We start from the raw sequence: 12,816 nt of genomic DNA, 5'->3' as shown, positions 1-12,816 counted from the left end.
ATGATATTTGAGAATATGTTTAAAAGGGATATGATTTCCCTTATTTCTGAATCTGTATAAGAATCAGTTCCGTTATCGTTTAATAGTTGTTTTGCCTCTTCGAATAAGCATAATTTCTGGTCCATCTCTGTTAGGATTGAAACCAGGCTGTGTTTTCAGGGACTGATTGAGTTCTACGATGTGCTTCATTTTATATTAAAGTTTCATAATTATTTTTTGATAAGTGTAATCTTATAATGGTCATTGGATCTAATATCTATGAGCAGCTTCGAGCCTTTCTTGATTTTATTCTTAAGAATATATTCAGCAAGTTGTATTCTGCTTTTGTGCTCTTCGGTCACGACGATTGTCTTGATATTTCCCTCCTGTAAAGCAATCTCAACAACCTTAGGTCTTTTAAAAACGACAATATCTCTAATCTGCTTTTCGATACTAGAAAGGTAATTTAGATCCTTAATCTTTTTATTGTCATATTCCTGTAAAAGTATTTTTGAGAGTATTGGTACAATAGGAATACTAATCATCGGTTTTTGTAGATAGATACTAGTTAAATCTAAAGTTAGATTCAGAGGCTGGTAATGAAACATGAACTCATTTGTCTCAGGAACATATAGGAAGTTATGAGGCAGCTCATTTCTATAGAAAGCCGATTTGACAATTTCAGTAAATGGGTTGATAATAGTTCTAAAATAGTGCTCCATGAGTATCTCGCTTCTTAAATGACTTTTAAGTTTATCAATTTCGTGCTTAGGTAGATTGTTTGGATTGTCTTTAATATGATGCTCAAAGACCTTGTCGGCAAACTTTTGTTCTCTAGGCTTTTGCCATACGTTATAAGCCAGTTCCTCTAATTTATCTAGTGGGACTTTGAAGTTGTATAACTCATTAACGATTGATACCCAAACGGCCTGTGCAAGATTGAGTCTTATCCATTTGGGCATGGATGTGTTTTTCTTATTTGCATTGGAAGCAGCAGGCATTTCTTGGTCGCTTGAATCTTCAGCTTGTTGTACTGGGACAAATGGCACCAATTTCCCTCGTATCCAACTGTTAATGTTTTTAGAACTGACACTTAAATGGGTTGGACTAATATTTCTTTGTTCGAATACAGCGTTTCCAATTTCTTCTATAGTTTCTTTAGTCATTTTATTAATGGAATTAAAAACAATTATTCCAAAAATAAGAAAAAACAAGTTATTAGGCATATTTTATCTATAAAAATATTATATTTGAAATATTAAGGAATTAATCAATTAAACAACAATGTATTAAAATGAGTAGACTTATACTAACTATCTACCATGTGTATACCTAGGTTACACCTAGAGTAGAGAGCTGGTATACCTAACTAATAAAATCAAGTAAACTATGGAAAACACTACGGATACAAAGAAAAACGTCACGATGAGTTTTAAAACTACTACAGATGAAAAAACGGCATTGCAACAAATCGCAAACGAAAAACAAATCTCGAGATCTGAATTATTAGCCAGTATTGTTCATGCTTATAAGCACAGTTACGATTACATTGGAAAAACTTCTCCAAAAGAAGAAGAGCTGAAGTCACAACTAAAAACTGTCGAGAAACAAAATAGGAAGTTGAATTTGTCACTTGAAAATGCAGAGCATCGTATTGAGATGGAACAAAAGACAAACAGGAATTATGTCAAAGAACAGCTTGAGATGAACAAGACTATATTTGATTTACATGAAGAATTGAAAACTGCTAACATGGAGATTAGCAGATTAATGATAACTTTAAATGCAAATGAGTCTATAGAGCAAGGTAATTATGATTCTCGATTGCTATATGGATCTTTAGGATCTTTAGTTTTATCAGGTCTGACACTATTATTTATGCCTAAATTATTCAATAACTAAATTAATAAAGTCAATAAAGGAAAGCTGAGTTTAACTCAGCTTTCCTAATCTTGTTACCACTCGTACGTTACCTCCAAGTCAACCAATATCTCATCTGATTGACTGACCACAGTAATTATATCAGGAAAATTGTTATTTGATGTATAAGCAAAAAATCCAAAGCTTGTCATAAAATCATCTTCACCAGTAGTGTCATAATCCCAAATATTTACTAGAAAAGGATTGTCATAAACAGTAAGTTCAACTGGAGGTGTCAACGTAAACTCAAAAAAAGTGCCTTCACCAGAAATCACATTCTCATAAAATGTAGGACTATCATAGATTGTAATCAAATTAGAGTCTTGAAGAGTGATGTAAATATCAGGTAAAGCATCTTCAGCATCTGGAATTGATAGATCCCAAAATTCTCCATTGTCGGTATTTGGAAATACCTTAACTATGGCTTTAGTAATGATTACTTTACTTGGTCTTACTTGGGTAGAACAATTGTTTCCTGTGTAACCCAGTGGACATTCACATTCACAATCCACAAATGTACCTCCATTTAGACAGGTAATAGTTTCACAATCATCTGAGTTTGAATCAGAAGAACAACCAAAGTAGGTTGTAGTTAAAATTGATAAGAATATCAATTTGATAATTTGGTTTCTCATAATATTTAATATTATAATCACCCAGTTCCAAAATGAAGTTTGTTAAAACAATAAGCGTGGAACTGTAGCCTATCGTATCTGAGGTACCGCCAAGCACCCATTCCACAAATAGACTAAGCCCACGCCATAACGTGAGCATTAGTACTACTAAACTTGTGGAATATCTTTTGAGAAAATTGGCGGTTTTCAGATACAAGTTAACTAGCTAACGCTATACTTTATATGTAAAGCAAATATATAACTTTAGTATTTAGTTTTAGATAAATTAGGATAGATAGATATTAAAATTATTTAAGTTAAAGCAAAGAAATTTGAAGAATTCAAATAGGTGTTTTGAAATCATATTACTAAATATTAGTCTTAGTATTCTGTTTTTTGCTGTTTATCACAGTTCAAAAATAGGGTAGGAAGGGAAGGTTAGATATTGATATTTTGCATAATATAATTATAGCTATCAAATTAACCATTGATGCAAACAGCTATACAAATAACTTTGTACTATAATGTCATTGCGTTATGTAGCTTGAGCTTTGGGTAAAAGCGAAAGTTGTAACTCCAGTTTCTTGAAAAAATTTATTCCCAAAAGGTTCTTTTACTAAAGCCAATGGAACACTTTTTATGCGACGACGCAAGGAGGGAAGCGTAATGTGTGTGGAATGATAATTCTATATAAAATTATATACTTTTTGATTTTGAGAAAGAAGGCAATATTTTTTTCCAAAATGGTGCTTTGTTTTTTTTATTTCGTTCCTTAAAATATCTAGCTTTTAATTTTTCACAAGTAGTGATTTTAATATTTTCGTGACCAAATTTTTTCTTCAATGTTGTTATAAAATAATTATCAATCGCATCAAAATAGATATCTATTTCCAAATACGAGTATAAAGCAATCCAATTTGTAATAATTGTATAAACTGAATTAAAAGTATCTTCATTAAGTTCTCCTTGCTTAACTTCTTTCGCGATTTTGCTTTTTAGATATGGAATAGAATTTCGTGGAGGTAATAATTTTTTGCCATCAAAACGAATTGAGAGAAAAGATAGAGTTTGATTAAATGGATTTACAATTGTAGTTTTCCCCATATCTTTCTCGTCTAACACATGAATTTTTAATCCAAGTTCATTAGTTAAGTATTCTGAAATAAGATTATATCCATCTTTAGCATTTTCGACATCATCAAATAAAACAATAAAATCATCTGCATATCGTACCATTGGATGGTTTTCATTTTTCATATGACGATCAAACTCTGCCAAATAAACATTTGAGAGCAATGGAGAAAGTGGATTACCTTGAGGAATACCTTTTCCAGCATTTTTAAACAATTCTTTATGTTTCTTACCCAAGCGCTTTAATCCTCCAAGTTTTTGATTAAGAGCATTTACTATTAAAAAATTTATTGTTTTATCTTTAAGGTTTGGAAATATTTTACTCTTTAAAAGTGAATCTTTATCAACTTCTTCAAAAAAATTAACAATATCAGCTTTAAGTACTATTTGTTTTCCTTGATCAAAAATGCTTTTCATTTGAAGCACAGCTTGTTTTACACCTTTGCCTTTTTGATAAGCATAACTTATGCCTTCACTGTCTTTAAGTAATTCTTTGAGGTTTTCTTCAAGAAGAATAGCAAGTGCTTTAAGAACAACTCTATCTCGAATTTCTGGTATTTGTAATGGTCTATACTTTCCGTTTTCTTTTTTTATAACAGCAGCTCTATTTTGGGAAAATCTATAATTTCCTTTTTTTAGAAAGTGTCTAATGTTAAAAATATTAGTAGTAAGGTTTTCTTGAAACTCTTTTATAGTAGGTCCTGACAACCCATGAGATTCTTCATTTTCTTTTTTTAATTGGTTCCATGCCTCAAATAAGAAATCTTTATTTGATAATTCCTCTAGTAGTGTCAATCTTAAGTCCTAATATATTTTACTTGTTTACTAATCCCAGTTGCATTAATTCTAAAATTAACCATTTGCAAACTAGCAGAGTAATTTGTGGATATTTCTCTTTTAGACATATTACCAGTAGTTAAAGCCCAAACCAAACATTCTCTAGGTAATTGTAAAGCAGCTCCAAGGTATTCAGCTTGAGCTTCTTGTGATTTATCATAATACCTCATATAACTAGGTAAGACTATCCCATCAGGAACAATAATTTCATGCTTACATATTATATGTGCTAACTCATGCATTAAATCACTTTGTTGTCTTGCATCACTTGCTCTTGTATTATGTATGATGATCTTTTTATCACTAGAATTTGTCATTGTTAAGGCTGACCATCCAGAACTTTTCTTTGTATTACCCATTAATACATCTAATCCTTTATCATCAATACCAAGAATTTCAGGAGAAATTACTTCAATGTTTAAAAAATTAGCCAACTTAAAAGCACACAAATGATCATGTATATCTAATCCAATGTCTTTTCTAAAATTATTGGAAATTCTTTCTGCCTCGGCTTTGAAGCCCCTTTTTAAGTAGCTTTTTTTACTCAATTATATTCTATTATAAGCCAAGTCTATTACTTGCGTTAGCATTTTCATTGTTTCAGGGTCAAGTTCCCTATCTGCTCGTAGATGTGCAAGAATTTTATCTTTTGAAGAAACATTTTTAGTTTTTGTATTTGAAATAATAAATGTTTCTGTAGTTACTTCTAACCACTTACAAATTTTAATAAATGTTTCTACGTCTGGAAGTTTACCTTGTTCTATTCTTGAAAGTGTAGCGGAGCTAATATCTCCAATTTGGGCAGCTGTATTTCTTAATCCAGTACTACCTCTTTTTGCTTTAAGCATGCCAGCTAAAAGACTTGTATTAAGTTCAGAATTCATCTAAATGTTAATAAAGTTTAAAAGTTGTTAATAAGTAAGACAGTGTATCACTTGTGAGACATTGCCAATTAGCGTATCTTTGATGCAACAATATTTCATTAATGTAACAAATATAATAAAAAAAACCTATTTATGGAAAAGTACAAATTAAATGGTAAAAAATACCAAAGTGAAAACTCTAAAATTAACGGTATAAAAATTTTAGAAAATGCAGGTTTAATTCCTGTTGAAGAATACGAGTTACTCTTAAAAATTAATCAAAAAGGTTTCGAACCTGTTCAACTTGATGAAGTTATAGACTTAAAGAGTCCTGGTATTGAAGGATTCGTAGCTAAACCTTATAAAGTATTAGATATTTATGTTGACGATATTAAAATAGAAGTTGATGAATGTTTTAAGACACCTGATGAAATTCTAACTATGGCAGGTAAAAATCCTGAAAAGTATTTTCTTAAACAACTTAAAGGGGAAATTGAAATAGGATATAAGAATGATAGAGATCATAAAGTTGCTATTAAGAATGAAGCAAAATTTATAAGTTGTGAATTAGACGACAAAAATATTACCATTATAGTTAATGGAACACCACATGAAGTTCAAAAAGGTAATATTTCATACACAGCGGTAGTAACATTAGCATTCCCAGATTTCCCACAACATCCCGAAAGAACTTATTCAGTAACTTATAAAAGAGGACATGGAAATAAACCAGAAGGTATTTTATCACCTGGAGGAGTTGTTAAAGTAAAAGATGGAATGAGTTTTAAAGTAAAACATACTGGACAATCATAAAATATGTTAAGTACTTTACTAGATTATAATAAAGACCTCGAGCTACTAATTAAAAAAGGATATGCATTATCAATTGATAGTAATTATTTAGTGGTTCGAGATATCCCATATATTGATGATAAAGGACAGTTACAAATAGGAGCAATCGTTTCTGTTTTAGTTTTTGTTAATCAACGTCAGATTAAAATGCAAGATCATCAAATATTTTTTTGTGGAAGTCATCCACACGAACTTGGTGGGACACCAATAAGAAACCTGGGTGGAGGTGGAACCAAATTAAACTTAATTTCTGATGATTTAGTTGTACAACGTTCATTTTCAAATAAACCTAGAGGAGGATTTAAAAATTGGTTTGATAAAATTGAAAGTTACGTTGAAATAATTTCTGGCCCTGCAATCGCAAAATTTGAAGCTAATCCTTTTACATTTAGAGTTGTAGATGAATCTAGTAATTCTGTATTTAAATATAGAGATACTCTAACTAGTAGAGCTGAAATAGGCGATTTAAATAATAAATTCGAATTAGATACTATTGCAGTTATTGGGTTAGGTGGTACAGGTTCATACTTGCTAGATTTTCTTGTTAAAACTCCTGTAAAAGAAATTAAAGGTTTTGATTTAAAGCGTTTTCATGTTCATAATGCTTTTCGTTCTCCAGGGAAATTAGAAGAAGAGGAGCTTGGAAAACTAAAATCAGAAGTTTATAAAAAACGTTATGAAAATTTTCGTTCAGAAGTAAATATTTATTCAAAATATATAGATAGTGATTCAATAAAAGATTTGGAAGGTGTAACGTTTGCTTTTGTTTGTGTAGATAAAGGAGATTCAAGGTCTGAAATTTTTGAGTTATTAATTAAAATGGAAATTCCATTTATAGATGTAGGAATGGGACTTGATAGAGAAATGGGTTCAATTAGTGGTACATTAAGAGTAAGTAGTTTTTCCAAAGAATCTGCTCGAAGCTTAATGCAAAAAAAATTGGCTCCGTTGACAGATATACCTGATGACGTATATAAAAATAATATTCAAATATCAGAACTTAATGCTTTAAACGCATGTTTAGCAATTATAAAATATAAACAATTAAGAGGGTTTTATGCCGACGATAATTCTTATTATCACATGCTATTCAATATAGATGAACTAAACTGTTTAGGAGAAAATGGAAAAAATTAAGTTATTAAAAGTACATTTTTTACCCAAAGAGCTAAAAGATGGTTTTTTATATGTTTCGGAAGAATTTGGTATTGCTGGTCATTTATGCCCATGTGGATGCAAAAATAAAATAATTACACCATTAGATCCTTCTGAATGGTCATTTGAAGAAACAAATAACAAACCAACTTTATATCCATCAATAGGTAATTGGCAACTTCCTTGTAGGTCACATTACTGGATAACAGATGGTATTATTGAATGGTCATATGATTGGAGTGAAGAGGAAATCATAGCTGGTCGAGAAGCTGAAGAACGAAAAAGAACTGAATACTTTAAAGGTTTTGAATCCAAACAGACTAAAAAATCAATTTTTAGAAGAATTTTAGATTGGTTTTCAAACTTGTAATACAATAAGATAAATTCAACATTATGATAATCATTGAAGCAATTAAACCAGGCCCAAAACCAAATAAGATTACAAGCTAATATGTTGGAGTGGTTGGGGAAAATGTAAAGTGTTTTATTGACTTTTCGCTTTATTCTTATTTTCAAAAATAATTGTTCCGTATTTGTATCATTTCTCTTGAAACACCTATAAATAGGAGAGGAGAACTTTATGTATCCGAATCCATTTATCTATAGTCACAGATTCTATTAAAATATTCAATTCTATAATCTAAATTAATCAATAACTAATCGTAATTTTATTTAACTAGTTATTTGATTTCTTTATAATGGAACACAATTATTGTGATTTGAGTAATAATTAAATTATAAGTTAAAAGATAATGAACTAACATTAGAAAATTGATTAATCTTTGTTGTGCCGTTTCAATAAATAATATTTACTGATATAAAATTTTGGTGAATATTTTAAAATCTGTAGTTTTTTAAAAATCTTAAATGTGGAAGAAAGGTGAGAAAAAGCATAGATGTACGTACTATTTGATAAGAAACCCAATTGGCCAAATTTTTAAACATCCCTGATCTTTCTCTAAGAGTCTCCAATGTAATTTGACTACACTCGCTTATAACCTTTTCAAAGTCTAAGTTAAGGTTTTTAGCAAATTCGACGGATTCAATTTCTACATTCATCTCAATGCTTCCATAACAGCTAAGACTGTTCAGATTAAACGAGCCTACAATAGACCATTTGTTATCTACCATAGCTGCTTTGCCATGTACTACAGATTTGTTCCACTCATATATCTTTATATTGTGACTAAGTAAAGATGTATACAAATGTTCTGTAGCTCTGCGCACTAATGGTACGTCGCTGATACCTGCTAAGATTACTTTTGTTTTTATTCCTTTGGTGCAAGCTTTTTTCAATGCCTTTGTCAATTTACTTCCTGGTAAGAAATATGAGGCTACAATTACTATTTCCTTTTCGGCATTACTAATAGCTCTTGTGTAGGCATCACAAACTTCTGTTTTTCCTTGCAGCCAATCATTTTGTAAAACTCCAATACGAGCATCACCAGCAGAATGTAAAACGGGTAGTATTTTCTTAGAACTTCCTTTTTTGAAGAAATAATCGTGACATAGTTTTTGTAAATCTTCTGCAGCAGGACAATATAATTGTACCGCGTAATCAAGCCAGGGTTCGGTATTCGCGTTTCCATGATATTTATTACCAATATTAATACCACCAATCAATGCCATACTTCCATCAGCTACAACAACTTTATGATGCATACGTCGACCTATATAAAAATTATTTAGGGAAAATAAAGGGGAAAAGAAACGAATCAAAATACCGTGTTGCTGTAAATCCTGAACAAAACTATCGGAAAGTGAGGCGCTGCCATAGGCATCCAATAAAACATACACTTTTACATTTCGTTGGGCAGCTTCTTTCAGGCAATCTGCTATATCGTTTCCTGTTTCGTCGTCCTCAAAAATATAGGTTTGTAGATGTATTTCTTTTTGTGCATTCTGAATTATTTTTTTTAGTCGAAGAAAATACTCTTCGCCAGAATGCAGCAATTGGATATATCCATTATCATCAGTGCTATCGTGAAATTGCTTTTTTTCTTTTCTGTCAATTGTTGATTTATGAATCATCACAATGCTTATTATTATATTGGTTATTTTAAAAAATTATACATTTCACTCTAAGATATTCGCTACGTTTTATTATTCAATTTCATTGAAGGTAAAACAAATCCTACAGTAACTAAAACAACCGACCCAGCGATAATAAAAGGGTAATAAAAACCACCAGCAACTAACCACGTTCCTAAAACGGGACCTAAAATCTGACCGATACTATTGGTCGAACTTTGTATGGAAATATTTCTGCCAGTATTCTCCTGTGATATTAATGAGACTGCAGAGAGCAAGTTTGGTGTTACCATAGCACCACCCGCGGCAAAGACAATAATTAGCCCGTATATGAAGAATTCATTTTTAAAAAAAGGAAAAGCGATTAGTGAAATTCCTGAAATGAATAATCCCAAAGCAATTTGTTTTTTAGCCGATAAAATCTTTTCACCATAACTGGCAAATACAGGTTGTAAAATTGCCATTACTGAACCACAAAGCATAAAGCCGATACCTACTTGGTTACTATTAAATGCCAATTCGTCTTTTCCATAAATAGAAAACACAGTTTCAAATAATGTGACGACGAATTGCATCACAAAAGATATTATTAAAATAACGATGAAGTACTTACTGAATGAAAATCGAATGCTCATTTTTCCCCTAGTAAACTTATTTACTCGTGCTGTATTTTTTAACCATTTTGATATAATAAGTAAGACTATTAACCCAATTAGTGCGGCAAAAAGAAATGGTACTGAAAATCGATTTAAGTGCAGTGTTCCAATAGAATATTCTAAATGCAAAGGTACTTGAGATAGGAATCCTCCTATAACAGGACCAAATATAACGCCCGAACTAATCGCAACTCCAGACCAAGACATTATTTTTGTTCTCCGTTTCGCGGACGTAATATCACTTAAATATGCATTACTAACAGGAATAACTGAAGAAGTGAATATACCTCCAAAAATGCGTGCTACATAAAGCATTGTTAATGATGTGGCAAGACCTGTAAGTAATTGCATTATTACAAAACCAATCAAACCAATAATAATGATGGGTTTACGTCCATATCTGTCTGAAAGTTTGCCCCAAATCACAACGAAAAGTAGTTGAAATAGAGGATAAATACTGGTGAGTAATCCTATGTGAAAATTGACTAAATCAGCATCTAAATTATCTTTTAGCGCTAGTCTCTCTGTATAGTAGGGAAGCGTTGGTAATAAAATACCATACCCTAACATTACTACAAATAAACTCAACAAGATTAAAAATATCCTGTTGAGCTTTTCATTTCTATTCATTATTTTTTACCGATTTTTCTTTTTAATAGTTGCGCATTAATTGCTACAATAATGGTACTTAAACTCATAAATACTGCTCCCAATGCAGGTCCTAAAACAAAGCCTGAAGAATATAAAACCCCAGCGGCTAATGGAATAGCCACGACGTTATAACCTGTAGCCCAAATTAGATTTTGAATCATCTTGTTATAGGTAGCCTTACCAAATAAAATTAAGTTGGCTATATCCTGTGGGTTGCTGTTTACTAAAATAATATCTGCAGTTTCGGCTGCAATATCGGAACCTGAACCTACAGCAACTCCAACATTGGCTTGTGCTAATGCAGGAGCATCATTTACACCATCACCAGTCATCGCAACAAATTCTCCTTTATCCTGTAATTCTTTTACAATTTCTACTTTTTGGTGTGGTAGCACTTCGGCATAATAGCCATCCAATCCAAGTTTGTCACTAACAGCTTTGGCCGTTTTTTCATTATCACCAGTTGCCATAAAAACTTTAATATTATTCTTTTTAAATACTTTTATAGCATCTTCGGATTCTGGTCTAATTTCATCTGCAAGCGCAATATATCCTGCTAATTCTCCTTCAATCAAAACAAATACAACAGTTTCTGCAGCATCACTGTAGGCATCTTCAGGAATAGTTATTTTCTCATCTCTTAAATAACCTGGGCTTACTACTTTTACTTGTTTGCCTTCCACTTTTGCTTCTACACCTTTACCAGTAATAGCATTAAAATTTTCTGGACTAGGAATTGTGATTTTATCTTCCTTAACTTTTTTAATGATTCCTACAGCAATAGGATGTTCTGAGCTCTGCTCTAATGCACTTGAAAATCGTAAAATTTCTTCAGATGAATAAGCAGCATTTACAGATTCAATTCGGGTTACACCAAAATCTCCTTTGGTTAATGTTCCTGTTTTGTCAAATAACAGAGTCGATATTTTACGTGATTCTTCAAAGGCCGTTCTATTTCGGATTAATAATCCATTTTGCGCAGACACTGCGGTAGAAATTGCAACGACCAATGGAATGGCAAGACCAAGTGCATGCGGACAAGCAATGACCATAACCGTTACCATTCTTTCTAAGGCATAAACAAATGGAAAGCCCAAAAGCAACCAAACTGCAAGTGTCCCAAAACCGATGGCTAAAGCTATATAAGTCAACCATTTTGCTGCCCTATCTGAAAGATTTTGCATTTTAGATTTGGTTTTTTGAGCTTCTTCAACCATTGTGATTACCTTATTGAGATAGCTATCTTTGCCTGTATGTTCTACCTTAACTTTTATAGTGCTATTACCATTCACAGAACCACCAATCACTTTGTCTTTTGTTTCTTTTTTTACTGGTTTTGACTCTCCTGTAAGCATAGATTCGTTCAAATAGCTAGAGCCTTCAGTAATAATTCCATCAGCTGGAACTTTTTCCCCTGGTTTTACTAGTATTACATCATCTTTTAATAAATCTTCAAGCGCAATATCTTCAATAGTATCTCCGATAACACGATGAGCTTCCGCAGGCATCATACTTACCAATAGTTGTAGTGCCTTTGAAGCACCCAAAACACTTTTCATTTCTATCCAATGCCCAATGAGCATAATTGCAATTAGTGTAGCCAATTCCCAGAAGAAATCAACGCCTTGCAAACCAAAAACAGTTGCTGAACTATAAAAGTAAGCGACACTTATTGCCATTGAAATTAAAGTCATCATTCCAGGTGCGCCTTTTTTTATTTCGGAAACAAAACCTTTAAGAAAAGGCCAACCACCATAGAAGTACACAATGGTAGAAAGCGCAAAAAGGACATAAGGATTTCCTGGAAGTAAAAACTCATACCCGAAGAATTCCTGAATCATTGGCGAGAAGAACAGTATGGGTATAGTAAGGACTAACGTTACCCAAAATCGTTTTTTAAAGTCAGCAATCATCATTTTATGATGATCATGTCCTGCCATTCCCATAGGAATGGCTCCATCACTATGATCCATTTTACTGTGGTCCATTTTGCTATGGTCGTCCGATTTAGAATCTTCCATTTTCGAGTGGTCCATCTCGGAATGGTCTTCTTTACCGTGGTTCATTTTAGAGTGATCCATTTCTTTTTTCTCGTGATTTTTGTGATCTTCGTGATTTTCCATTATA

At 32.0% G+C, this 12,816-nt stretch carries 12 protein-coding genes; 4 read left to right on the top strand and 8 right to left on the bottom strand.

Going from position 1 to position 12,816, the window contains the following annotated elements; all coding sequences use genetic code 11:
• Positions 1–209 precede the first annotated feature (209 nt).
• On the bottom strand, positions 210–1,145 hold the full coding sequence (locus MUN68_RS14815) for a hypothetical protein (RefSeq protein WP_249993479.1): 936 nt from the start codon (positions 1,143–1,145) through the stop codon (positions 210–212).
• Between the two features lie 223 nt (positions 1,146–1,368).
• Here MUN68_RS14815 and MUN68_RS14810 point away from each other — a divergent pair, with 223 nt between their 5' ends.
• Positions 1,369–1,881, top strand: coding sequence for a hypothetical protein (locus MUN68_RS14810; RefSeq protein ID WP_249993481.1), 513 nt, complete (start codon positions 1,369–1,371; stop codon positions 1,879–1,881).
• Between the two features lie 53 nt (positions 1,882–1,934).
• Here MUN68_RS14810 and MUN68_RS14805 read toward each other — a convergent pair whose 3' ends face one another.
• The 4 genes from MUN68_RS14805 to MUN68_RS14790 all read right to left on the bottom strand — a co-directional run bounded on the left by MUN68_RS14805 (position 1,935) and on the right by MUN68_RS14790 (position 5,365).
• Positions 1,935–2,534, bottom strand: coding sequence for a calcium-binding EGF-like domain-containing protein (locus MUN68_RS14805; protein ID WP_249993484.1), 600 nt, complete (start codon positions 2,532–2,534; stop codon positions 1,935–1,937).
• A 675-nt stretch (positions 2,535–3,209) separates the two neighbouring features.
• Entirely contained in the window at positions 3,210–4,439 is a 1,230-nt protein-coding gene (locus MUN68_RS14800) for a reverse transcriptase domain-containing protein (RefSeq protein ID WP_249993486.1), read from the bottom strand.
• A gap of 2 nt (positions 4,440–4,441) precedes the next feature.
• On the bottom strand, positions 4,442–5,029 hold the full coding sequence (locus MUN68_RS14795) for an ImmA/IrrE family metallo-endopeptidase (protein ID WP_249993488.1): 588 nt from the start codon (positions 5,027–5,029) through the stop codon (positions 4,442–4,444).
• Entirely contained in the window at positions 5,030–5,365 is a 336-nt protein-coding gene (locus MUN68_RS14790; RefSeq protein WP_249993490.1) for a helix-turn-helix domain-containing protein, read from the bottom strand.
• A 132-nt stretch (positions 5,366–5,497) separates the two neighbouring features.
• Here MUN68_RS14790 and MUN68_RS14785 point away from each other — a divergent pair, with 132 nt between their 5' ends.
• Genes MUN68_RS14785 through MUN68_RS14775 form a run of 3 tightly spaced genes read left to right on the top strand, consistent with a single transcriptional unit; the run spans position 5,498 to position 7,721 of the window.
• Positions 5,498–6,157, top strand: coding sequence for a multiubiquitin domain-containing protein (locus MUN68_RS14785; RefSeq protein WP_249993492.1), 660 nt, complete (start codon positions 5,498–5,500; stop codon positions 6,155–6,157).
• Between the two features lie 3 nt (positions 6,158–6,160).
• Positions 6,161–7,333, top strand: coding sequence for a ThiF family adenylyltransferase (locus MUN68_RS14780; protein ID WP_249993495.1), 1,173 nt, complete (start codon positions 6,161–6,163; stop codon positions 7,331–7,333).
• Positions 7,320–7,721 (top strand): DUF6527 family protein, encoded by a 402-nt coding sequence (locus MUN68_RS14775; protein WP_249993497.1) that lies wholly within the window; start codon positions 7,320–7,322, stop codon positions 7,719–7,721. Before MUN68_RS14780 ends, MUN68_RS14775 begins: the two co-directional genes overlap by 14 nt.
• A gap of 467 nt (positions 7,722–8,188) precedes the next feature.
• Here MUN68_RS14775 and MUN68_RS14770 read toward each other — a convergent pair whose 3' ends face one another.
• The 3 genes from MUN68_RS14770 to MUN68_RS14760 form a co-directional block, all read right to left on the bottom strand.
• The gene (locus MUN68_RS14770) at positions 8,189–9,382 is read right to left on the bottom strand and encodes a phospholipase D-like domain-containing protein (protein ID WP_249993498.1); all 1,194 of its coding nucleotides are present in this window, start codon (positions 9,380–9,382) and stop codon (positions 8,189–8,191) included.
• Between the two features lie 62 nt (positions 9,383–9,444).
• Complete coding sequence (locus MUN68_RS14765; protein ID WP_249993501.1) at positions 9,445–10,668, bottom strand: MFS transporter; 1,224 nt, start codon at positions 10,666–10,668, stop codon at positions 9,445–9,447.
• Entirely contained in the window at positions 10,668–12,812 is a 2,145-nt protein-coding gene (locus MUN68_RS14760; RefSeq protein ID WP_249993502.1) for a copper-translocating P-type ATPase, read from the bottom strand. Before MUN68_RS14760 ends, MUN68_RS14765 begins: the two co-directional genes overlap by 1 nt.
• Positions 12,813–12,816 lie beyond the last annotated feature (4 nt).

The organism is Psychroserpens ponticola, from assembly GCF_023556315.2.
Classification (GTDB): Bacteria; Bacteroidota; Bacteroidia; order Flavobacteriales; family Flavobacteriaceae; genus Psychroserpens; species Psychroserpens ponticola.
This window is presented reverse-complemented; position numbering and strand designations above follow the sequence as displayed.

Excerpts from the sequence above, each read along its gene's own strand:
- MUN68_RS14815 (WP_249993479.1), bottom strand. The coding sequence starts at position 1,145 with ATGACTAAAGAAACTATAGAAGAAATTGGAAACGCTGTATTCGAACAA.
- MUN68_RS14810 (WP_249993481.1), top strand. The coding sequence starts at position 1,369 with ATGGAAAACACTACGGATACAAAGAAAAACGTCACGATGAGTTTTAAA.
- MUN68_RS14805 (WP_249993484.1), bottom strand. The coding sequence starts at position 2,534 with ATGAGAAACCAAATTATCAAATTGATATTCTTATCAATTTTAACTACA.
- MUN68_RS14790 (WP_249993490.1), bottom strand. The coding sequence starts at position 5,365 with ATGAATTCTGAACTTAATACAAGTCTTTTAGCTGGCATGCTTAAAGCA.
- MUN68_RS14785 (WP_249993492.1), top strand. The coding sequence starts at position 5,498 with ATGGAAAAGTACAAATTAAATGGTAAAAAATACCAAAGTGAAAACTCT.
- MUN68_RS14780 (WP_249993495.1), top strand. The coding sequence starts at position 6,161 with ATGTTAAGTACTTTACTAGATTATAATAAAGACCTCGAGCTACTAATT.
- MUN68_RS14775 (WP_249993497.1), top strand. The coding sequence starts at position 7,320 with ATGGAAAAAATTAAGTTATTAAAAGTACATTTTTTACCCAAAGAGCTA.
- MUN68_RS14770 (WP_249993498.1), bottom strand. The coding sequence starts at position 9,382 with ATGATTCATAAATCAACAATTGACAGAAAAGAAAAAAAGCAATTTCAC.
- MUN68_RS14765 (WP_249993501.1), bottom strand. The coding sequence starts at position 10,668 with ATGAATAGAAATGAAAAGCTCAACAGGATATTTTTAATCTTGTTGAGT.
- MUN68_RS14760 (WP_249993502.1), bottom strand. The coding sequence starts at position 12,812 with ATGGAAAATCACGAAGATCACAAAAATCACGAGAAAAAAGAAATGGAT.